Origin of the sequence: Candidatus Phycosocius spiralis (genome assembly GCF_030158815.1) — a bacterium.
Taxonomy (GTDB): Bacteria; Pseudomonadota; Alphaproteobacteria; order Caulobacterales; family Aquidulcibacteraceae; genus Aquidulcibacter; species Aquidulcibacter spiralis.
On record NZ_BPFZ01000006.1, the window covers coordinates 33375 to 56192 of the forward strand.

Annotated in this window: 20 protein-coding genes; 9 read left to right on the forward strand and 11 right to left on the reverse strand. The window is 51.7% G+C overall.

The window, feature by feature from the left end; translation table 11 throughout:
• Window positions 1-35 precede the first annotated feature (35 nt).
• The 4 genes from PsB1_RS05995 to PsB1_RS06010 form a co-directional block, all read right to left on the reverse strand.
• Window positions 36-1283: an OprO/OprP family phosphate-selective porin gene (locus PsB1_RS05995; RefSeq protein WP_284359741.1), complete on the reverse strand. Its 1248-nt coding sequence runs from the start codon at window positions 1281-1283 to the stop codon at window positions 36-38.
• 284 nt (window positions 1284-1567) lie between these two features.
• Entirely contained in the window at window positions 1568-2461 is an 894-nt protein-coding gene (gene tolA, locus PsB1_RS06000) for a cell envelope integrity protein TolA (RefSeq protein ID WP_284359742.1), read from the reverse strand.
• A 10-nt stretch (window positions 2462-2471) separates the two neighbouring features.
• Window positions 2472-2900 (reverse strand): ExbD/TolR family protein, encoded by a 429-nt coding sequence (locus tag PsB1_RS06005; protein ID WP_284359745.1) that lies wholly within the window; start codon window positions 2898-2900, stop codon window positions 2472-2474.
• Between the two features lie 13 nt (window positions 2901-2913).
• On the reverse strand, window positions 2914-3606 hold the full coding sequence (locus tag PsB1_RS06010) for a MotA/TolQ/ExbB proton channel family protein (RefSeq protein WP_284359747.1): 693 nt from the start codon (window positions 3604-3606) through the stop codon (window positions 2914-2916).
• Between the two features lie 353 nt (window positions 3607-3959).
• Between PsB1_RS06010 and rpmB the strand changes: the two genes are divergently transcribed.
• The 3 genes from rpmB to PsB1_RS06025 all read left to right on the forward strand — a co-directional run bounded on the left by rpmB (window position 3960) and on the right by PsB1_RS06025 (window position 7172).
• Window positions 3960-4256: a 50S ribosomal protein L28 gene (gene rpmB, locus PsB1_RS06015; protein WP_284359748.1), complete on the forward strand. Its 297-nt coding sequence runs from the start codon at window positions 3960-3962 to the stop codon at window positions 4254-4256.
• A 125-nt stretch (window positions 4257-4381) separates the two neighbouring features.
• Window positions 4382-5455: a peptide chain release factor 1 gene (gene prfA / locus PsB1_RS06020; protein WP_284359749.1), complete on the forward strand. Its 1074-nt coding sequence runs from the start codon at window positions 4382-4384 to the stop codon at window positions 5453-5455.
• Window positions 5456-5801: 346 nt separating this feature from the next.
• A complete protein-coding gene (locus tag PsB1_RS06025; RefSeq protein WP_284359750.1) occupies window positions 5802-7172 on the forward strand; it encodes a S1C family serine protease in 1371 nt (456 codons plus the stop codon).
• Window positions 7173-7239: 67 nt separating this feature from the next.
• On the opposite strand, the gene PsB1_RS06030 is transcribed toward PsB1_RS06025, so the two are convergent.
• From PsB1_RS06030 to PsB1_RS06045, 4 genes are all read right to left on the reverse strand, one after another.
• Complete coding sequence (locus PsB1_RS06030; RefSeq protein ID WP_284359751.1) at window positions 7240-8508, reverse strand: dicarboxylate/amino acid:cation symporter; 1269 nt, start codon at window positions 8506-8508, stop codon at window positions 7240-7242.
• Window positions 8509-8549: 41 nt separating this feature from the next.
• A complete protein-coding gene (locus tag PsB1_RS06035; RefSeq protein ID WP_284359752.1) occupies window positions 8550-10091 on the reverse strand; it encodes a peptide ABC transporter substrate-binding protein in 1542 nt (513 codons plus the stop codon).
• A 47-nt stretch (window positions 10092-10138) separates the two neighbouring features.
• Window positions 10139-11308, reverse strand: coding sequence for a glutamine-hydrolyzing carbamoyl-phosphate synthase small subunit (gene carA / locus PsB1_RS06040; RefSeq protein WP_284359754.1), 1170 nt, complete (start codon window positions 11306-11308; stop codon window positions 10139-10141).
• Window positions 11309-11637: 329 nt separating this feature from the next.
• Complete coding sequence (locus PsB1_RS06045) at window positions 11638-12042, reverse strand: hypothetical protein (RefSeq protein ID WP_284359756.1); 405 nt, start codon at window positions 12040-12042, stop codon at window positions 11638-11640.
• 203 nt (window positions 12043-12245) lie between these two features.
• On the opposite strand from PsB1_RS06045, the gene PsB1_RS06050 reads away from it, so the two are divergent.
• The 3 genes from PsB1_RS06050 to proB are packed head-to-tail and all read left to right on the forward strand — an operon-like array spanning window position 12246 to window position 15390.
• Entirely contained in the window at window positions 12246-13133 is an 888-nt protein-coding gene (locus PsB1_RS06050; protein WP_284359758.1) for a 1-acyl-sn-glycerol-3-phosphate acyltransferase, read from the forward strand.
• A gap of 59 nt (window positions 13134-13192) precedes the next feature.
• On the forward strand, window positions 13193-14269 hold the full coding sequence (obgE, locus tag PsB1_RS06055) for a GTPase ObgE (protein ID WP_284359759.1): 1077 nt from the start codon (window positions 13193-13195) through the stop codon (window positions 14267-14269).
• On the forward strand, window positions 14266-15390 hold the full coding sequence (proB, locus tag PsB1_RS06060; RefSeq protein ID WP_284359761.1) for a glutamate 5-kinase: 1125 nt from the start codon (window positions 14266-14268) through the stop codon (window positions 15388-15390). The genes obgE and proB overlap by 4 nt, the downstream gene beginning before the upstream one ends.
• On the opposite strand, the gene PsB1_RS06065 is transcribed toward proB, so the two are convergent.
• Window positions 15387-15683, reverse strand: a complete 297-nt coding sequence (locus PsB1_RS06065) for a hypothetical protein (RefSeq protein WP_284359762.1) — start codon at window positions 15681-15683, stop codon at window positions 15387-15389. The genes proB and PsB1_RS06065 overlap by 4 nt on opposite strands.
• Before the next feature lie 129 nt (window positions 15684-15812).
• Between PsB1_RS06065 and PsB1_RS06070 the strand changes: the two genes are divergently transcribed.
• A complete protein-coding gene (locus PsB1_RS06070) occupies window positions 15813-16715 on the forward strand; it encodes an alpha/beta fold hydrolase (protein WP_284359764.1) in 903 nt (300 codons plus the stop codon).
• A gap of 172 nt (window positions 16716-16887) precedes the next feature.
• Window positions 16888-19062 carry a methyl-accepting chemotaxis protein gene (locus PsB1_RS06075; RefSeq protein WP_284359765.1) on the forward strand — a complete coding sequence of 725 codons (2175 nt, stop codon included), beginning with the start codon at window positions 16888-16890 and terminating at the stop codon, window positions 19060-19062.
• A gap of 104 nt (window positions 19063-19166) precedes the next feature.
• On the opposite strand, the gene hflC is transcribed toward PsB1_RS06075, so the two are convergent.
• Window positions 19167-19994: a protease modulator HflC gene (gene hflC, locus PsB1_RS06080; RefSeq protein WP_284359766.1), complete on the reverse strand. Its 828-nt coding sequence runs from the start codon at window positions 19992-19994 to the stop codon at window positions 19167-19169.
• Window positions 19991-21181 (reverse strand): FtsH protease activity modulator HflK, encoded by a 1191-nt coding sequence (gene hflK, locus PsB1_RS06085; RefSeq protein ID WP_284359767.1) that lies wholly within the window; start codon window positions 21179-21181, stop codon window positions 19991-19993. The genes hflC and hflK overlap by 4 nt, the downstream gene beginning before the upstream one ends.
• Before the next feature lie 112 nt (window positions 21182-21293).
• Between hflK and PsB1_RS06090 the strand changes: the two genes are divergently transcribed.
• Window positions 21294-22481, forward strand: coding sequence for an Mrp/NBP35 family ATP-binding protein (locus tag PsB1_RS06090; protein WP_284359768.1), 1188 nt, complete (start codon window positions 21294-21296; stop codon window positions 22479-22481).
• Window positions 22482-22818 lie beyond the last annotated feature (337 nt).

Sequence of the window (22818 nt, forward strand, 5' to 3'; positions counted from 1 at the left end):
CCTATGCGCCAGTTGGGAAAAGGTTTTGAGTGTTCTTAAAAGCTGAACTGAACCCGCGCCGTCACAACGCGCGTCTTGCCTTTACCATCAAATCCTCGGGCTTGACCATCATAGCGGGTTTGGGCACCACCTAAGCGAAACATCACATATTCAACGGGTAGCCATACCAGGCCTACCGAAACCGCTTCGGCCCTACCTTGGCTGATACCTGCTGGATTAGGCTGAGCCAAACTGACGGGTCGCGATGACTGACCGAGGTCTAAAAATTCAATCCTTGATACAATAGCGATACCACCCACGCCCCCCTTTAAGAGCGATTTCTTTGGCGTTACAGTTGTAAAATTACCAACCTCATAACTGTAGTTACGCCTTTCACCTGTTAACCAATAGCTGGCTTCCAGATACCCCCCGGACAGAGGCTTTACAGTGTGGTTTTGATCAGACCAAACATGTTGAGCTTCCGCCGATAGGCTGAGTTGTCCTTTGATCCATATGGTTTCAAGGCCAAGATTGGCATCACCAGAAGCGATGGCACCGCTATCTATCGTGCGTGGACTATGCGCCGTGCCCGCTGGGCGGGCGCGATAGCTAATTCTGGGACCGTCTTGGGTTTCGCGCGACCTTGCGTTGATGCCAAAATGGAGTACATTTCCGGCTTGATTGATGGGCGCATAACTGACACGCGCTTGAACTTTTTTGATTACATCGTCACCAAAAATATCCCCGGCATTGATATTACCACCGCTAGCCGCCATGATTGCCTGCCATTTGTTTCCGCGCCAGCGGGCACTCAAGCCAAAGGCGCGCATGCGCATCGACAAGGCGTTGGTCATAAGACTTGCCTCAGGCAATAGGAAAACTAGGTTGGGCATGGAGCCTTCAAGGCTAGAAGCTTGAAATTGTTGCCCTAAGGTCAGATCGTGATTCTTACCACGGTAAGTCACGAAGACATCATTCCAATTGGTTTGCTCATTGATAAAATCAACTTCAGCACGAAACGCGAATTGAGAGGAGACGCTCCCATCTAGGCCGATACGCAGTCCGCGCAGATTCTCACTCGAATAATCCTTATCGCGCATTGGATCGCCAAAATCGCTCTTGATGGAAAAATAATCTTGCTGCCAACGACCCCGCATCCGCACTGCGACTTGGCCATCATCGGATTTCCATTGCGGTACAACAAAGCTTGGTGTCTGAGCAGCCGCTGTGGCAAAGGATGGGCTGAAGGCGCTGCCCCATAGAACAATAAAGATGAGAAACGACATAATAGGGCGTGGTTGCACTGAAAAATCTCCTGAAATTGGTTTACCCCCTGGAAAATCAGGGGCTGGAAAATGACACTACAATGTGGATTTGCAGCTTAGCCCTAAAGGACGCACAGCCCCATCTATTTGGTTAAACTTGCTTCAAGTTGCGATAGGGCATTATGATTATAAATGCTCAAACAATGCCATTATCACAATCATTTGATGATGAGAGCTTTGTTAAAGTCACGACATTCGCATGCTTGGAGCCCACACGGATTGAATTAAAGCTCTCACCATCCTAGGGTCATAGAGCCAAATACCTAGGGCGGGTTTGCCTTTTTGCGTTTGTCAAAGCTAAAATTGACCAGCCGCCATTGGCTATAGCGATCTTGGGGCAAATCAAATGGCGCGCATTGGCGTACGGCCCGCAGCGCATTATCGATCGCAACCAAAAGCGCGCCATCAGCTCCAGAGCGTGAACTGGGTCGGACAAGCTTGGGTTCACGGACCAGCTGGCCGTCCATGCCCAATTCGATTTGCACCTCAACAACCAAACGATCCAGTCCACTGGTTTGGGCAGGTTCTAGCCAGCACCCATAAATTTGTCGGCGTAAAGTCGCCTCCAGATCACCGGTCAATTGGGTTCCCCCACCTGCGCGCCCTTGCAGGGCGGCCTGGCCACTGGCGGTCAGTTTTGGAGTCCGCCTTCCTCCTGAATCAGCACCACTGGCGGCTGCACTGGCAGCAGCAAAGTCAAATTGGGGCGACGGAGGAGTTTGAACTTGAGGTTTGTTGGGGGTTTTTGCCGGAGCTGCTGCAGGCGCTGGCGTTTGAGATTTTGGGGGGGCCGCTTTTGACGTGGGCTTTGGCACTTTTGGCTGCTCTGGCGCATTTTGCGGTGCTGGTTGCTCTTGGCTGGCCTCTGGCACTGCATCAGAAACGAGGTCTGGGGCCTGTGTCGCTTCACTGGTTTCTTCGCCGGGACTTTCCGTCTCTGCCGCCGTTTTTGGGCCAATGACGCTGGCTTCATCGGCGACCAAATCAACTCCAATCACCGCTTCTGGTGTAAAGCGCGGTGCCTTCTGCCATGAGATCAGACCAATGGCCAGAAATCCGATATGCGCCAACAAAGACGCAGGTAATCCGAAGCTCAACGAGGCGTTCTTACCACCTGCAGCAAGAGTGCGATTGGGGGCAGTGGTGCGCGGGCGCACAGGTTCGATCCTACTGCTCAACCGTATCGGTGACTAATCCAAGGTTTTTGTACCCAGCTGTGTTGATCCGCGCCATCACCTGCATCACGATACCGTAAGGGGCTTTCTCAGCAGCACGGATGAAAATGCGCCGATCATAGCCTTGCCCAGCAAGGGCGGTCAGTTTGGGCATTAATTGATCATAAGCGATCATCTCGTCTTGCAGATAAACCTGACCATTCGCCAAAATCGTCACCGAAAGGGGCTCTGTCTCTGTAGGCAGATTCTTAGCTTCTGTTTTAGGCAAATCGACTGGCACCCCGACAGTCAAGAGAGGGGCTGCGATCATAAAGATGATCAACAAAACCAGCATCACATCCACAAAGGGCGTGACATTGATTTCACCCATCAAACGTCTAGGTCGGCGGCCATGTCTGGATAAGCCGCGACGTGATGTCATGCTATACGCCATTTTAGCTTGGGTCCTGTAAGCGGCGTGATGCGCGAGCGATCACATCATCACTCAATGCATCCAAACGCACAGCAAATCGATCGAGGCTGCCTGAAAGCCAGTTGTAGAAAATGACAGCAGGTATTGCTGCCAACAGGCCCAGTGCTGTGGCGAACAAAGCTTCAGCAATACCAGGTGCTACGACCGCCAAATTCGTATCTCGCGATTGGGCGATACCGCGAAATGCATTCATGATTCCCCAGACTGTGCCAAATAGACCAATGAAAGGTGCAGAAGAGCCAATCGTGGCTAAAACAGCTATGCCGCGTTCAGCCTTTGCCAGTTCGCGAGCCGTCGCCGCTTGCATCACCCGCTCCATACGTTCTATGGCACGTTCTAGGCCCGCTTCGGTTTGATTGGGGGTGCGCTTTGCTAACCGCGCTTCAGCCATGCCAACCCCAACAACCCGTGCCGTAGCATCTCCCGGCTTGGCGCTATCTTCGATCGCTTCAATGCCACGTCCTTCGGCCAGTGCCGCTTCAACCAAGCGGGCACCAGCCTCTAAACGGCGCATTTGCAACCATTTATCAATGGCAACAGCCCAAGACCAAACCGAGGCTAAGGCTAGGCCGATCATGACGGCTTTGACGATCCAATCCGCTTTAAGAAATAAGTCTAAGAAGGAAAAACCGGTTGCTGAAAATACCGCGTCCATAAACGCCTCACTAATAGGTTAAAGGGCTACTGTTTGCCAATAGCCAATAAATACGGCTTCTCTGCGGCGATAAGGTTAATAACTGATGAGAATGCGGTGAATGACATGCCAGTATTACCCATATGCCGTGCACAAGGATCAAGCCCACGATACCGCCCGATTTGGCAGTCTGACAACACCCCTTGACTTGACTTTGTGCTCTTAAACCCGTATCCGCGCCCCTCTTCTGGCTAGTCTTTAAAGTAAAAGCCCACCACTTAGTGGCCCAAGACCATGGGTTGGCTGGAAATCACAAATGCGCCGATATGCACTCCATCTGAGAGTGACAAGGCTTTAGCAAGAGAGAAATCGCTATGTCGCGCCGTTGCGAATTGACCGGAACCGGTCCTATGGTTGGCAATATTGTTAGCCACTCCAACACCAAGACCAAGCGTCGTTATTTGCCGAATTTGCAAGAGGTCACCTTGGCCTCTGAGGCTTTGGGTCGTGCATTCAAGTTGCGCATCACCATGGCTGCTTTGCGCTCAGTTGATCATAATGGAGGTTTGGACGGGTTTATTGTCAAGATGGATGAGACTAAAATGTCTGATCGCGCGCGCAAAATTCGTCGCGATATTAAAGCGAAGCTGGCTGAAGCCGCAGCTGCTTGAGGCTTTTTGATCGGCATTTGCGACCAAGGGCTCTTGAGTGAACTGTTGGTAGATTGCTTTACCATTGAGCCTTGCAGATTACGCTGCGACGAACTGATAAATGCTGTGCTCATTGCCGAGGGTTTATGCGCCTATCCCAAGATCGCCTCCTTCGTGTTCTCGACCGCTTTGACGAGATTGATGCGCGTTTGTCGGTCTCAAGCGATGGCACAGAAATCATCAAACTGTCGAAAGAACGCGCACACTTAGCACCCGTCGCTGACGCTATCCGCGAGCTTGAGCGCGCGCGTAACGAAACCGCTGAGCTGGAGCAGATGATCCTCGATCTGCCAGCTGGCGATGAGATGGCCCAAATGGCGGCCTCTGAACTAGAAAGCCTGCGCGAAACCATCCCGGCGATGGAACAGGCGCTACAGATTTTGCTGCTACCGCGCGATGTCGATGATGAGGCCGATGTCATTTTAGAAGTTCGCGCTGGCACAGGTGGCGATGAGGCCGCGCTTTTTGCCGGAGATCTCTTTCGGATGTACCAGCGCTATGCCGCGGGCATTGGCTGGAAAGTCGATGTCGAGAGCGTGTCTGAAGGCGAAATGGGAGGTTATAAGGAAATTATTGCCTCTATTTCTGGCGAAGGGGCTTTTGGGCGCTTGAAGTTTGAAAGCGGCGTACACCGCGTTCAGCGCGTGCCTACCACCGAAGCCAGCGGGCGCATTCATACCTCCGCCGCTACTGTGGCCGTTTTGCCCGCGCGTGAGGACGTCGAGATTGAAATTCACGACAAGGATATTCGCATCGATACCTACCGCTCTTCTGGTGCGGGAGGTCAGCACGTCAATAAGACCGATTCGGCCGTCCGCCTCACCCATATTCCAAGCGGTATCGTGGTCACCTCATCGGAAAAATCCCAGCACCAAAACCGCGCGATTGCGATGCGCACCCTTAAAGCCCGCCTTTATGAGCAAGAGCGCTTGGCCTTAGCAGCAGAACGTTCAGCCAATAGGCAATCCCAAGTGGGCTCTGGTGATCGCTCTGAACGGATCCGCACCTATAATTTTCCCCAAGGCCGAGTGACCGATCACCGCATCAATCTGACACTCTATAAGCTTGATGCGTTCTTGGAAGGCGGTGGCTTAGACGAAATGGTTGAAGCTTTGATAGCAGACGATACTGCTCGGCGCCTTGCAGAAGCCGAAAACTAAGGATTTGGGCTATTCTCCTTAGGTCCATGATCACTTTGCGATTTCATAGGAGCAGTGGCCCGACACCGCCCATCAGCTACCCCCAAAAGCCCCATATGGCCGATCAGCATGACAAGATGATTGATGGGTAAAAATTTTAAAGCAAACAATTGAGGGCTTTGGTGCGATGGGGCCTGCTCACCAAGATTTTAGGATCGATTGAAGCTTTGGGATGGCAAATGGTGTGATGAAGGACAAAGCGCCTCAACGACCCCGCACTGGAAAGGTTTCTCTGAAAAATCGCGCAGAAAATTTCTCTTTGGGAAATGGGTTTCCCTCATCGGCGTGTCAGTCTAAGTTTCTTCGGATGAAACCAATATCTCCAAGCATTGTCGTAGCCTTTGTGGGCCTATTGTGTGCGGTATCAGTGCCAGTCGTAGCGCAACCACGACAAAACACTTCTTTAGTTAATGCGCCATTTGGAAACGATCGAGGATTCGCGGAAATCTCGGCGCGATTGTTACCCGCAGTGGTCGGGATTAAGGCAACCCGTGCATTGTCTGGGGCTCCTCGTGATGATGTACATGCCGGTGCCGGTGGTAGCACAACTGGATCGGGTTTTGTGGTAGATTCCCGTGGGGTGGTCGTGACTAATAATCATGTGATTGAAGGCAATGATGAGTTTGAAGTGGTTTTGGGTGACGGTACCAGTTTAAAAGCCACATTGATTGGACGAGACAGCGAAACAGATCTTGCTGTGCTGCGTGTGCTTGGGGCCAAGAATTTGGCGACCGTAGCTTGGGGAAATAGCGATCAGGTCCAAGTGGGGGAATGGGCCATTGCGATTGGTAGCCCATTTGGCCTTGGAAATTCAGTTTCTGTGGGGGTGATTTCGGCGCGCAATCGCGATGTGCAAGCCGGCCTTTATGATGATTTTCTCCAAACCGATGCCGCCATTAATCGGGGCAATTCTGGTGGGCCATTGTTCAATGCACGTGGCCAAGTCGTTGGCGTCAATACGGCCATTGTATCGCCAAATGGGACCCAAGGTGGATCTGTTGGGGTTGGCTTTGCTGTTCCTGCCAATCTCGCGCGCTCGATCGTTGCTGATATCGTGCGCACAGGCGCGGTCCAGCGTGGTTGGATTGGTGCGCGGGTGCGTCTTTTGTCTCTTGAAGAGCGTGGAGTAGGACCTAAAGGGGTGTTGATTAGTGATATTGCCCGTAATTCTCCAGCTGCGTTGGCAGGGCTGAGGGTTGGTGATCGATTGTTGAGTTGGGCTGGGCAAGAAGTAGTCGATCCGCGCACTTTGGCGCGTTTAGTCGCTTCTGCACGTCCTCAAAGCAGGGTTGCAGTAGAAGCGTTGCGTGGATCACAACCTATCAGGGTGCAAATGACGATAGCGCGCTTACCCGCTGAACTCAGCCCACCGAGAGGTCAAGCCATGCCTGTTGTCACAGTCTTGGGCATGGTTTTACGCATGGCCACACCAGCTGATCGACCCCGTTTACCCGCACAGGTTCGCGTGATTATCACAGCGCTTGATCCCTTTGGGCCGGGCAAAGATCAGGTCACAGTTGGCGATGGCTTATTGGAAGTGCAGGGCAGGTCGGTTGCCAGCCCACAAGAAGCCCGCGCTGCGCTGTTGGAGGCGGCACGTCATCGTGATGGTGTCGTAATCCGCCTTTACCGTAATGGCCAATCAATCTATCGTGCGATACGGCCGAGCCGTCGATAGCCCACGTTCCAAGCGACTCAAGCTCTTGCTGATAGAAGCTGCCAAAACACAAAATTACGAAAAGAATTTAGACTTGTTTTTTGAATCCAGCTTTTTGGGCGGCTAACAACTCATCATCTGTTAAATCGCCCTCCCATTTAGCAACCACGGCAGTAGCAATCGAATTGCCAATCACATTGGTTGCTGAACGGCCCATATCTAAGAAGTGGTCAACAGCCAAGATGAGCAAAATGCCAGATTCGGGGATTTTGAAAAAGGACAAGGTTGCAGCTATCACCACCAAGGATGCGCGCGGTACACCCGCCATACCTTTAGAGGTCACCATCAAGAGTAACAACATGGTAGCAATCTGAGCAATGGTTAAGTGAATGCCATATGCTTGCGCGATAAACAAAGTGGCAAATGTACAATACATCATCGAACCATCGAGGTTGAATGAATAGCCCAGCGGCAGCACAAAACTGGCGATCCGGCGAGAAACACCAAATTTCTCTAATTGCTCCATGGTCTTCGGATACGCCGCCTCTGAAGAAGCGGTAGAAAAGGCCAGTAAAGCAGGCTCCCTTATGCGGGTGATTAGGTTCCCGATCGCGGGCCCGATCATGACAAAACCAGCTGAGATAAGGAGACCCCATAATAGGATCAGTGCTAGATAAAAGCCACTTATAAAGGATGCATAAGTGCCAAGCACAGCAAGCCCCTTAGTTGCAATCACCGCCGCCACAGCCGCAAAGACAGCAACTGGGGCCAGCGACATCACATAGCCCGTCAGTTTCAGCATCGCATGAGATATTTTGTCCGCCAATTCGGCCAAAGGCTTGCCTTCTTCGCCCATTGCCGTCACTGCGACGCCAAAGAAGATCGAAAACACCACAATCTGGAGAATCTCATTATTTGCCATGGCTTCCACGATGGATTTGGGCACCAAATGAAGGATGAATTCCTTAAGCGTTAATGCCGTTGGCTTGATATCACTTGTCGCATCAGTTGGGGGAATTGGCAGATTAAGGCCGATACCTGGATGCAACACAGTTGCGATGATAGCCCCCAGACCAAGAGAAACCAAAGATGCCGTTAAAAACCATGCCATGGTTTTAAGTCCGACCCGGCCTAAAGTGGTGGTGTCACCAATATGGGCTATACCAGCAACAAGGGTAGCAAAAACCAAGGGGGCGATGATCATTTTGATCAGGCGCAAAAAAATGTCGGTAACGATCTTAAAATTTTCAGCCCATATCGCCTGACCGTTGGGGGACACAAATTGAAAGATTGCTGCCCCTACCGCAATACCTAAGACCATCGCTGTAAGGATAAAGAGCGTAAAATTCTTATTCATAAATGGATTTGCCTTGGCTTTGCAGGTGAAAAGGGGTCGTTTTAAGCAGCGATATGCAATGATGGCCAGATGATGGGTGCCAGCCCCTCAATTCCGCCCGTGACACGCTTATGCACCAACCAGGTCGAAGGGAAGAACCAAATGCCAGTAATCGGGCTTGCTTGCAGTAAAATAGCCTCAGCTTTAAGTGTTTTCGCCCTACGAGCTTCGGGATGGCTTTGCGCACGCGCAGCCGACAGTGCTTGGTCAAAAGCCCAGTCTTTCCATTGGTGGGAATAGGCGGTGCCACCTGCCCCCCAAGAGGCCATCAAATCAATCGGATCTGATTTCATACCTTTATCAAGGCGTACAACCGCTGCATCAAAATCAAAGCCATTGAGACGCGAAACAATGGCGTTGCTATCGGCGGCATACAAAGACGCCTCAACTCCAATTTGCCGCCACATATCGGCGATTTGAATAGCGGCACGCTCACGATCGTCTTTGGCGACCAGTAGCTCAAAGCGCAATGGGTTTGCCGGTGTAATTCCTTTGGCTGTCAAAATCGCTTGTGCTTGGTTTGGGTCAAAGGCCGGTTGTTTCAAACCGTGGATAAAGCGACCAGCCGGTTCAACTGAACCCCGCATGATGGTGTTGGCGATGATTGTGCGATCAAATCCCATGGCTAAGGCACGACGAATGTTAGGATCCTTGAGTTGGGGTTTTTTGGTATTGAAACTGATATAGACAAAGCGGGGGGCCGGAAAAACTTGATATTGGGTGCCAAATTCCTCGCTAAGGTTTTTAGCGCGCAGCAAAGGTGGGTCTTGGGCTAAGTCCAGATCGCCCGATTGAAACATCCGCAGCCTCGTTGATGCGTCTTCAATAGCTTCCACGCTGATTTTCTTCGGCATATTCGCTTTCCAACCCCCGAGTGGATTATGGTCAAACAAGAGGCGGGTTTGTGTGCGCTCAATTGGCTTATAGGGCCCAGACACCACGATTTTGTCGAGTTCTGTCCATTTATCCCCATAGATTTTCCGAACATGAAGGGGGATGGGGTAAAATTCTTGCATCCGGCTCCAGAATTGGGCGTCTGGCGCATTAAGCTCAATGATGAGTGTGGTTGGATCTGGTGCGCGCACGCCAATGGTGGCCGAGTCTTTCCCATCGACAACGCAGTCGCGATAGCCTTTGATCATAAAAAGCTCAGATGCGTCAGCATAGGCGGTCTTTTGGTCTGCCCCTAACCGCAGGCTGTCTTGAACATCTTTTGACGTGATGGGTTTACCATCTGACCATGTGCGGCCCGGAGCAATTTTAAATGTCCAGACTTGGTTGGTATTGCTTGGCGTCCAACTGTTGGCAAGGGCCGGTGCTGGCCCACCGTTTGGGCCATAACCGATGAGGGGCAAGAAAAACTGGCGAAACAACAAAGCCGCCGCCGCAAACTCTGCCTTGAGTGGATCAAGTGAATCTGGTCCGCCCACAAGCCCAACCCGCAAAGTATCGGGCGGCGCTGGCGCTTTGCTACACGCGGGCAGGCTGGCGAACGGAGCTGCAGAAAGCGTGGAAACAAGATATCTTCGATCAATGTCAACCATCGCCCAACAATGCCGCCCAAAAGCGCCACGTCAAGGGGTGCTGGGCTTCACCCACCCTGTTTGCTTGAAGACATCGCGTCTATAAAACGCTGAAACACATAGTAACTATCTTTTGGGCCGGGGCTAGCTTCAGGATGATATTGCACTGAAAAAACCGGCTTATCCTTTAAGGCAATGCCACAGTTTGAACCGTCAAATAAAGAGACATGAGTCTCAATGACGCCTTCGGGCAAGCTATCTTTATCAAGCGCAAACCCATGATTCATCGACACAATCTCAACCTTCTTGGTCGATAAGTCTTGCACCGGGTGATTGGCACCATGGTGGCCTTGCGCCATTTTGATGGTTTTGGCACCAAGCGCCAGTCCAAGCAATTGATGGCCAAGGCAAATACCCAAAAGGGGGATGCCAGCGGCGATGATAGCTTGAATGGTCGATGTTGCGTATAGTCCGGTGGCAGCGGGGTCACCTGGACCGTTGGACAATAAGACGCCATCGGGGTTTTTCGCCAAAATAGCCTCAGCACTGGTTTGCGCCGGCACGACGTGAACCTGAACCCCACTGGAGCCTAAACAGCGTAAAATGTTTTCCTTGACACCAAAATCAATCACAACGACCTTTAACTCGGGGGTGACGACGACATCTTCGCCCTTAAAGTCATATGCTTGTTGACAACTCACCTCTTTGGCGAGGTCGAGGCCTATAAGGCCAGACCAAGTATTGGCTTTAGCCACTAAAGCATCCAGATCAAAATGCCCGTTTGGGCTATGGGCGATGACACCTTGGGGCATTCCGTTTTCACGAATGCTTTTAGTTAAAGCCCTTGTATCGATACCACTTAGCCCCACAATGTTTTTTTGCTTGAGCCATGCGTCAAAAGAAAGTGTTGAACGCCAGTTTGAAGGCCGGGTGGGAGGTGACCGCATGATAGCTCCGCGTGCGCCTTGGACTGCGGGCGGGCTCGAACCTTCTTCATCTTGTTTGTTGGTGCCCGTATTGCCGATATGGGGTGCGGTGAATGAAACGATTTGGCCGGCATAGGAAGGGTCAGTCAGGATTTCTTGATAACCCGTCATGGATGTATTGAAGCAAATTTCACCAACCGCTTCGCCAATTGCACCACAGCCCGCTCCCCAAAACAAGGTACCATCGGCCAGAGCAAGGACGGCTGTTTTCTGGCGCGCGAACGCGGGCGCTTGGTGTGGCGCTTGTGTCAAGGTGGTGCTCCGTGGATTAGTTTGCTGTTAAGCCTGCTTGTCGGTGTCGTCAAATCAGGATTTCAGCGCAAGAGCAAAATTGTGTGACCGCCTGAAGCGATCGCGTGGTTGTGATCTACAGTAAACGCTAGGTCATTAAGCAGATAAGCCAATAGGGCTTAAATGCGCTTGGATGCCTGTTTTGATCCCCAAACCGCATAAAATTTAAGGGCTCATCATTGTGTTAAATCGCCTAAAGACAATTGAGCTCTGTATCAGCAAGCTTGCTCCAAAGCACTCCTAGACAATCGCATCCTAAGCAGAGAAATGCTTATTTGCTTAGGATTGGCCTAATCAAAGCGAAACTGGTCATGACAGTCTTGCAGGATCATCATATTGACATCATCGACGGCCTTGCGACGAATTTTAATAAGGTCTAACACCCGTTCATCGGATAAGAAACGCCATAAAATGCGGGGATTGGGATACCAAAAGGCCCCAACATAATCCCATTGCCCGCGTGGGCCAATCAGTTGCAGCGCGATGGGGGATTGGGTGATACGCTTAGCCCCAAACTCTTGCAGTATCGGCAAAATCCCCCCTTGATACAATCGCCAAGCAGCATCTGCGCGCCCATCCGCCAAATCAAGACGTAACCGCATCAGTGACAGGACAATGATCGGTTGATCCGACGGCAAGGTTTTAATCGCCTGGAACGCCTCTAAAGTTGGCTCGATTTCATCATATAGCCCCATGGGGCTAGGGAACAGCCTCAATCAAAATTACGCAAGCTATAGTCGCAGTAGTTTACTGCGACTATGTGCGGCCTCGTTTAGTGGCTGCGAGAGCTCTAGGACCCCCTAAGGGCCATGGGGGGAATTTGGAAAAAATTGCAGGTTAAAAATTTGATCTTAAGGCCCCTTTTATGGCACGTTTGGAAAGTCTGGGAGATGTGTTCATGAGCAGTATTGCGCCGTACTCTTGCGCGCGCGACAAACCACACATTATCGATGTTTTGATTAAGGAGCGTGCGCCGCGCCTGGCCAGCCTGGCCAGTTGGCCCATTTTGCGCGCGGTGTTGTATCGCCTCATGGATTATGATCAAGCGGTGGCGATGGCGGACAAGATCACCGATTTGGTAGGGGTAGCCGCTTTGGATGCGGTGTCAGATTTGTTATCGGTGAGGGTGGAAGCTCACGGTTTTGAGCATATTCCAAAGCTCGGTCGCTGCGTTTTGGTAGCCAATCATCCAAGTGGCATTGCCGATGGGATTGCGGCCTGGGACGCCATTAAGCCAATCCGCCCGGATTTGATCTTTTATGCCAATGCCGACGCGCTCAGGGTCTCGCAGGGACTGTTGGATGTTCTCATTCCCGTTGAATGGGAGGAGCATAAGCGCACGCGCGAAAAAACGCGCGAAACCTTGCTTTTAACTCATCAGGCTTTTGAGGCAGAGCGCGCATTATGTATCTTTCCAGCTGGCCGTTTGGCGCGATACCGTAATGGGGAATTGCGTGATCCTGCCTGGATGAGCTCCGCCGTTACCTTAGCACGCAAGAATAAAGCTCCGATTATCCCGGTCCATATGACGGCACCTTGGAGCTTCTGGTTTCACTTTTTTGACCGCTTTTCCAAAGAGCTGCGTGACATTACTTTGTTCAAGGAATTGCTGAATAAAAAGGGGCAACTCTTTACCCTAACCGCAGGGCCACCGATCCCGCCGGAGTGCCTGATTGGTGACGCAAGTGCGCTCACGGCCAAGCTTAAAGCCCATGTAGAGATGGTTATGCCGCATGAGCCGGGGGCAGTTTTTGGGCCTGAACCAGCAAAAGGTGGCCACGCATAAGCAGGATAAAGCCCACCTTGCTTTCCTTCGCCCGCGTTTCACGCTAGTTTGACCTGGTTATGAAATTCTTAGATCAAGCAAAAATTTTTATCCGTTCTGGCGACGGCGGTAACGGCTCGTCTTCGTTCCGACGTGAGAAATACATTGAGTATGGCGGCCCAGACGGGGGTGATGGTGGCCGTGGCGGCGATGTGATTGTTGAAGCCGTTGATGGGCTCAACACGTTGATTGACTATCGTTATATGCAGCATTTTAAAGCTGATCGCGGTCAAAACGGCATGGGCAGGCAAAAACATGGGGCTTCAGCTGAGGATTTGGTGCTGAAGGTTCCAGCTGGCACCCAAATTCTTGAAGATGATCAAGAAACCCTGATCGCGGACCTGGCAAAAATCGGTGACCGCGTGGTTTTGGCCAAGGGCGGCAATGGCGGTTGGGGTAATTTGCACTATAAAAGTTCGATCAACCAATCCCCAGAGCGCGCGAATAAGGGCCTTGAAGGTCAAGAGAAATACATTTGGCTGCGCTTGAAACTGATTGCGGACGCAGGTTTGGTGGGTTTGCCCAATGCTGGGAAATCAACATTTCTGGCGGCGGTTTCTTCCGCCAATCCAAAGATCGCCGCCTATCCTTTCACCACTTTGCATCCGAATTTAGGGGTGGTAAGCTTAGGACCCGATACAAAGTTTGTTTTAGCAGATATTCCGGGCCTCATTGAGGGGGCAGCCGATGGTGCGGGCCTTGGTACACGCTTTTTGGGCCATGTTGAGCGATGCGCCGCATTGATCCATCTGGTTGATGGGACTGAAGCGGATGTGGGCCGCGCCTATCAGACCGTGCGCAGCGAGCTTGAAGCCTATGGCGGGGATCTGGCCGCCAAGCCTGAAATCGTCGCACTCAATAAAATCGATGCGCTAAGCGGGGAAGAAGTGGCGCTAAGGCGGGCGGAACTTGCCAAAGTCGTGGGTCGCACAGTGCTTGCGATATCAGGGGTTTCTAGCGCAGGGGTGCGCGGGGCTTTGGGTCTATTGTGGCGCGAAGTGGCTAAGGCACGCGGTATCATTGCGCCTGATCTCGATGACGTTGGCCTTTATGGGGAGCGCGACGGCGAGCCAAAACAGGGTGCTTGGATCCCATGATGCATGCGGCTATGGGTGGAGCCAAGCGCATCGTTTTGAAATTTGGTTCTTCTTTGATCATTGACGCTGAGACAGGTGTTGCACGCACAATTTGGCTCAACTCTGTTGCAGATGATGTTGCAGCCGCTTGCGAGGCTGGGCTTCAAATCGTGATCGTAACCTCAGGTGCAGTCGCGCTGGGGCGAGGCGCTTTGGGCCTATCGGCGGGGAGACTAAATCTTGACCAGAAACAGGCCGCTGCGGCAGCTGGTCAAGTCAAGCTCATGGCGGCTTGGGGGGAGGCTTTTGCCCGCCACGGGATCGTAGTGGCACAAGCACTTGTGACGCCAGATGATACGGAACGCCGTCGGCGCTGGCTCAATGCGCGCGCAACGTTAGATACTTTGTTGGTCTGTGGTGCTATCCCTATCGTGAACGAGAATGACACGGTAGCGACGGACGAGCTTCGCTATGGCGACAATGACCGTTTGGCGGCGCGCGTCAGTCAGATGATCGGTGCTGACGTCCTGATTTTGTTTTCCGACATTGATGGTCTTTATGATGCCGACCCTCGTCAAAATCCACAAGCCCGCCATATTGGAGAAGTGCGCGAGATCACCAGCGCCATTGAGGCCATGGCAGGGGGTAGTAATGTTCTGTCGGGCGTGGGAACTGGCGGTATGCGCACCAAAATTGAAGCCGCACGGATTGCAACGGCCGCTGGCTGTTGTGTGGCGATCAAGGACGGGTTTGACGCAAACCCACTGCATCGTCTGTTGCAGGGCGGGCAGTCAACTTGGTTCATTCCTACCAGCGATCGACAAAGTGCGCGACGCAGTTGGCTTGGTCATAATCTCAACCCAGCGGGTGCCTTTGTGGTTGACGCAGGCGCGGCCAAAGCGCTGAAATCCGGTGCCAGTCTTTTGTCCATAGGGGTCATATCCGTTGAAGGGCGTTTTGAACGCGGCGATACAATTGCGATCAAGGACCAACAGACCCGCGTGTTGGCTCATGGTATATCGGCCTATTCTTCCGCGGATGCGCAACAGATTTTAGGTCGCCATAGCGATGATATTGAAGACATATTGGGCTATGCCGGGCGCCCTGCACTGGTCCATCGCGACGATATGGTCATAACCTAAGTCATCCAACGCTTCTCTTTCAGCTCTAAATCAATGGCACGGGCAAAATCTTGTTTGGTCAGCGCCAAAGCTTGCCCAATTTCGCCTGATTTACCAACTTTGCGCGCCACATAACGGCGCAATCGGCGCATTGCTGTGATGCGGGTAATCTTCTTCAAATAGGCAATCTGTGCCATGGTGGGGGAGTTGTGAGCCCTAGCAATTGTCATAGCATTGCTAGAAATATCTAATTGTGGACTGTGCTTTGGGGGTAATAAAGCCGCATCAAGCGCCGATAAGAGGGACAATTGCACCGCCAGTTCCTTATGGTATGGGTAGGATCAAACAAGAACATTATAAGAACATATTGGTGAGTCGGCAAGAAGAATCCTGAACGCACGAAATTGGAAGCCCTGGCTTGTTTGGGATCCCCACTTGCGACTATGGTCATCGCTTCCAAGATCGGTAAGCGGCAGGGGCCTATGATGATTGAGCATAAAATAAGCGGCCAAGATGGCGTAAGGACCTATGTGGCTGACTTTGCAGCGCATGGAGCAGTGACGGGTCCGCCGGTCGTGTGTCTGCACGGCTTAACGCGCAATCATAAGGACTTTTTAGGTGTGATTGATCCGATTCGGATGTTGGGGCGGCGCGTCTTAGCACTGGACATACGCGGTCGCGGGCGTTCGGATTGGGACCCCAATCCAGCCAACTATAACCCTTTGATCTATACGCAGGACGTCCTTGGTATCCTCCACACCTTGGAGGTAAAGCGCGCGGTTTTTTTGGGGACGAGCATGGGCGGGATTATCACCATGCTGGTGGCGGCCTTCTCCCCCCAGACGATTGCCGGGGCTGTTCTCAATGATATCGGGCCAGAATTTGATCCTAACGGTATTAAGCGCATTCAAAGCTATGTTGGGAAAATCCGGACAGCAGCAAATTGGGATGAGGCAGCATCCATGATACGAACTATCGGTGGCGCGGCCTTCCCAGGCCGAGATGACGCCTTTTGGATGGAATTCGCCCGCAAAACCTGTATCGAGACCAAAGACGGTATCGTGTTCGATTATGATCCTGCGATTGCCAAAGTCGCAGCCTCGCCTCAAGACCAATCTCTGCCGACCCTTTGGGACCAGTTTAGCTGCCTTAAGCCGATCCCAACTGCCTTGATCCGCGGTGCCCTTTCGGACCTATTGTCGAACTTTATTGTTGAAAGAATGCAGGCCATCAAACCAGATATGATTTATGCAGAAGTGCCAAACGTTGGCCATGCGCCGACCTTAGAAGAACTTGAGGCATGGACGGTAATTGAGAATTTAATTAAACGAACAAACCTAATTTAAACTCAGGAATTCACCTTCCATTTCATTATTTGTATACTTTTAATTCATGTAAACACAAATGTAATGAATCATCGGATATTTAATCTGATACGGATCCATAAATCTGAATTCTAAAGATTAGCTCAATGTTTGATCTGACAGATTGAAGGCCGTGCATGTGAGGATGATTCCTGTGCTTAACATTGTGCATAACGCTGTTTCAGTTCTAAATAATGTTGCTCTCACTAAAAAGCTACCGATGATCATTACTGGCCTGGTGGCCTTATCAGCCATAGCAACCGGTGCAGCTGCTTTTTTAAATTCCTCCGACCACCTCATGACCAACACTGAAAAGATGTTAGCTCAAACGGCTATATCGCGGGCTGATGCAGCCAAATCCTTCTTTGACCTAGCCGGTGCTCAGGCAAAAGTGCTTGCTCATAGTGCCACAATTGCGACAGATTTGGATCGCTTTTCGAACGCTTATGCTCAGTTAGGTCCCAATGCAGAAGCCCAATTACAAGCCACCTATATTGATCAAAACCCCAATCCGATCGGACAAAAAGAAAAATGGGATGCCGCTGGCAATGGTACAGCCTATGATCTTGTACATGCGAAAGTCCATCCATGGATGCGGGATATTTTACATACCAATGACTTTTACGACATTTTTCTGTTCGATGCGGCTGGCCGCAACGTCTATACCGTGTTTAAGGAGCGCGATTTTGCAACCCAAATGGCAACTGGCCAGTGGAAAGATTCAGGGCTTGGCGTATTGGTTCGTGACGTTTTATCAGGACCAGCCGATGCAGAGCCTAAACTTGCCGATTTTAAGCCCTATGCGCCGTCTGCTCATGTACCTGCAGGATTTATAGCGGTCCCGATCCAAGACAGTGCTGGTAAAATGAAAGGTGTTTTTGCCATCCAATTATCGATCGATAAGCTGGATGCGGCAATGAAACCACAACCCGCCAATGGTATAAGCGGTGAGAACACATTGGTTGGCTCTGATTTATTGGTACGCAACAATTCGGTTCACACAAAAGAGCCCACGATACTTAAACTAAAAGTAGATAATATATATGTCCAAAAGGGATTAGCGGGGCAGACATCCCAAGTGGTTGCAAAGGATTTGTTGGGCAGACCAGCCATGATCGCTGTGGCACCTGTTACATCCATGGGGACCAAGTTTGCTGTGATATCAACGATAACCTCCTATGAAGCGACTGCACCCTTGCGTGCCTTAGCGCTCAATGTTGTGATCGTCACCATGATAGCTATTGGTGCTGCTGCAGGGGCGGGAATATGGTTTGCGCGCTCAATTTCAAAGCCTGTCGGAGACTTAACCGATGCCATGCGCAGTCTTGCAGCAGGAACCACCCAACTTATGGTGCCAGGACGTGAACGCAGGGATGAGCTAGGTGCTATGGCTGGGGCTTTAGAAACATTTCGGCAGAATGCAATCGAACGTATCACAATGGAAGCTGTATCCAGTCAAGAAAGCTTTGTGCAAATGAAGCGCGCTGAAGCCATTGCCCAAGCAACCCAAGCCTATGAGCAGGTGGCAAGTGAAATGCTGCGAACGGTTGCAGCGGCCTCCACACAACTCGAATCAACCGCCCAAGCCATGACAGCGGCAGCTGATCGCACCAATAAGATGGCTTCAAGCGTGGCCGCCGCCGCCGAAGAAAGCACGCTCAGCGCATCAACCGCAGCTGATTCTGCCGAAAGTCTCACCAGTTCCATCTCGACCATTCAGTCTAATGTCGGGGAAGCAAGCCAAGTTGCTATCGAGGCTGTACGGTTGAGTGGTGAGGCGCAAGGGGCCGTGGGTGAGTTGGCCAGCTCGGCCCGCCGCATAGGTGAAGTAGTTGAGCTCATCAAAGGGATTGCAGATCAGACCAATCTATTGGCACTTAATGCCACCATCGAAGCCGCGCGTGCTGGCGAAGCTGGACGCGGTTTTGCCATCGTGGCCCAAGAAGTAAAAAATCTTGCAACCCAAACCGGTACAGCAACCGAAGATATTGCGGCCCAAATCGGTGCCATTCAGGATGCAGTAGATGGGGCAGTGGGCGCCATGTCTAGGATTGAAGCGGTGATCACCAGTATTAATCAAAACGCAGGCATGATCGGCCAATCCGTTGACATGCAAGCTACGATAACAGCGGAGATTGCCAGCTCCATTTCCCAAGTTGCCACAGCATCGCAATCGGTTGCATCAGACGTCTCGCGCGTCACCGAAACCGCTGGAGAAACTGGGGCAGCTGCAGGGGAAGTCTTGGCCGCCAGCCGCGAATTATCCCTGCAAGCCGCCAAACTTGATCAAGAAACCCAAGAATTTCTGCAACGTGTCCGCGCAGCTTGACCCTAACAGATTGTCAATCGCGATCCATTCCTAGTGCGTGAAGCGGCCGTCTCATGACAAACTCAGAGTGTAACGGTTTGATTGTTCCAGCAAGGTGAGTGTCTCTATCCACCCCCCGGTGTGCCACTGCGGTTCTTGAAGAAGCGAAAGAAGTCACTGTCTGGGCTGGTGACAATGGTGGTACCTGTTGGGAGAGCGCGCTCATAAGCCTGCATTGAGCGATAAAAAGCAGCAAATCCGGGGTCTTGATTATAGCTATCGGCAATAATCTTGGCCCGTTCCCGATCAGCACCACCACGAATTTCTTGGGCTTGGCGGTCGCCAGCCGCGCGTACACTGGCGGCCGCTTGTTGGCGTTCAGAACGCATGCGCTCAAACACACGCTCTTGGTTGGCGGGGGGTAAATCGGCGGCGCGGATTTTTACATCGACCACTTCAATCCCAAAGGTGCGCGCTTCGCGGTTCATTTCTGAACGAATCGATGCCATCAGGGCAGATCTTCGCCCTGAAATGATATCGGTAGATTGTGCCGAACCTAATACGCGGCGTAATGAGGCTTCCAAAAGACCGGTTAAGCGGTCCCGTGCGCGATCCTCAGTCCGCACAGCTTGGTAAAAGCGCAGTGGATTGATGATGCGCCAGCGTGCAAAACTATCCACTTCAAGGCGTTCCTGGTCGGCTGTGACAACTTCGCTTTTGCCTGAAGGTGCTAAATCCAAAATCCGACGATCATAGATTTCGCGCTGCTGTACAAATGGGATCATAACTTTAAGGCCAGGATCCGTACCATCGGTATTGAAAAAGTTTTGAGGCTCCCCAAACTGGAAGGTAATTGCCTGCTGGGTCTCACTGACGGTAAAAAAGGAGGCATTGGCCATGATCAGGGCAGTTATGGCCATGCCACCGAACACAGTAAGGCTACGCGAGCTCATCGGATCACTCCTTGTGGATTAGCAGATTGGGCAGCAGGTGCAGGCGGTGTGACGGACCCGCCAGTCGCACCTTTAAGGAGATCAGGGGGGAGCACCACCATCGGGCTGGCACCCTTGCCAGGGTCGAGGACAACCTTATTTGCGCGCTCATAGACCCGTTCCATCGTTTCTAAATAGAGGCGTTGACGGGTCACGTCTGGGGCCAATTTATACTCTTGGTACAATTGGTTAAAGCGCGCTGCCTCCCCTTGGGCTTGAGGAACGACCGCATTTTGGTAAGAACGGGCTTGGTTGATTTTGGTCTCAGCCTCTTGGCTGGCGGCGGCAACTTCGCGAAAGGCATCAATAACAGCGGCGGGTGGTTCTGCCTTGCTTAAATTGACTTGGGTGATACGAATCCCAGTTTTATAGGCGTTCAAAGTTCGTTGAATCAGGTCACGGGTTTGAATTTCCACTTGCGCCCGCCCGGTAGACAGCACTTGCTCGCGCTGGGAGCGCCCGACCACTTCGCGAATAGCCGCTTCAGCAACAGCACGTACGGTTTCCTCTGCAGAGCCACGGCCATCGGGGCCATGGGCGACTTGAAACAAAAAGTCACGCGCATTTTCAACACGCCAGATGACTTGAAACCCAACATCGACTATATTTTCATCCCCAGTTAGCATCAAGCCATCATTTGGGCCAGCACCCGCTCCGCCACCCACGATCAAAGAGCGCGCATTTTGTACGTCAACAATCTTGCGGGTCTCAATCGGGGCAGGTAGATGGAATTGTAAACCGCGTTCCACTGTGCGCACATATTTACCAAAACGCTGGATAACCGCTTCTTGACCGGCATCTACCACATAAATGCCTGTAGCACCCCAGCCCAATAGGGCCACTAAAGCGACGGCACCTATGCTACGTCGATCAAAATGAATTGGCTTGCCGCCATCGCTTCCACGACCTTTATGCCCGCCGCCACCCAAGACGCTCTTTAAGCTGTCTTCAACTCGTTTGGCTAAATCGTCTAAATTGCTACCCTCTGAGCTGCCACCGGGTCGACGTCCAGGTTGGTTTCCGCCTCCCCAAGGGTTATGCGACGGATTGCGCGGGCCGGAGCCTCTGCCCTGTTGATTACCATTCGATCCACCATTGGGACCCCATGGGCCACCACCACCGCCAGTCGATTTGTCGTTCCAAGGCATAAAGATCTCTATCCATATAAATGCCGCGTTACGTTGGAATGGCACATGCCAGGCCCTTGCAAGCGGACGTTACACTCCCTTATGTGCGTGCTCAGCGATAGGGATCAAGCAGGTGTTTGGAATCAAACGATCACTCAAACGTGAGGATGTGTTGAGAATTCTCGATACAATCCGCGGGCCAAATAGCCAAAGTATTGTTCATGCAGGACTTATTGAGTATGTCAGGGTCACCAAGACCGGTGATATTCTTGTCACGATTGCTGTGCCAAAGGGTCAAGAAAGTGCAGCTGAGCGCTGGCAACAAGAAGCCGCAACGGCTGTTAAGCAGCTTTCAGGGGTGGGTAAGGTCACAATTGTACGCACCGCCCATCAAGATAATGCGAGCATTCCATCCCCCCCATCAAGCATTCAGCGCGTGCGCAAAGGTGTGCATCTGAATGAGGCCGCTTTAGACCAGACCCGCGCCGTTTCGGTCCCTATCAAAGCTGGTATCCCTGGCATTACACGGATTGTCGCTGTGGCATCTGCCAAGGGCGGGGTCGGTAAATCGACTGTTGCGGTCAATCTGGCTGCGGCCTTTCAAGTCTTGGGAATAAAAGTTGGGCTCTTGGACCTTGATATTTACGGTCCCTCTATCCCCACCATGTTGGGTACCCAATCCAGCGAGCCTGAGATTGGCGCAGATAAGAGACTGCTGCCTGTTATGGCGCATGGCCTTAAAACCATGTCGATCGGCTATTTGGTGGATGGCGATGCGCCTATGATCTGGCGTGGGCCCATTGTCACCAGCGCCATCAAGCAGTTATTGGAGGATGTTACTTGGGGCACGCTATTGGATCCGCTTGATCTTTTGCTCCTAGACACGCCACCTGGAACCGGTGATGCGCAGCTAGCTTTAGCTCAGCGCGTGCCACTTGATGGTGCGGTAATCGTGTCAACACCCCAAGAAGTGGCCTTGGCCGATGTACGTAGGGGGGCAGCAATGTTCGCAAAGACCCATGTACCTATTTTGGGTGTAATTGAGAATATGGCCTGGTTGATGCAGCAGGATGGCAGTAAATTACATCTATTTGGGGAAGGGGGCGCGAAACGTACGGCAGAGGCACTTGGACTACCTTTTTTAGGTGAAATCGCGCTGGAGCAAGGTCTAAGAGAGAGTGGTGATGTGGGGGTAGCTTATGTGCATCATGCACCGGCAAGCCCAACGAGTTCCGCCTTTCTATCCATTGCTGCCCATATATATGACGGCTTGGTCAACCAAAAGCTGAAACCCGGTCCAAAAATATCATTTGTAGACTAAGCTTATGATGTTCAGGGCATGCCAAGCCAAAGGTCCTGCCAAACACAAAGGGCGCACTCACAAATCTGGGAATGATTTAAGGTCTTCAACAAGCCGTAAAGCTACATGGCAAATAAATACACAGCTTGATTGGTGGGTTTTAGCCACAAGAATGCGGAGCAAAAGCACAGCGCACCGGATACCCAAACAAGCAATCCGACCATCATCGCTCAATGACCTCACCTTGAGGCTACTGGAAAATGTATTCAAGCTTTTTGAATTTTAGGTTCTTTTGCCATGCGGAGCCATGCAGGGCTGTGCTAAATCTAACTATCTCAATTGGTTGATGATCAGATAT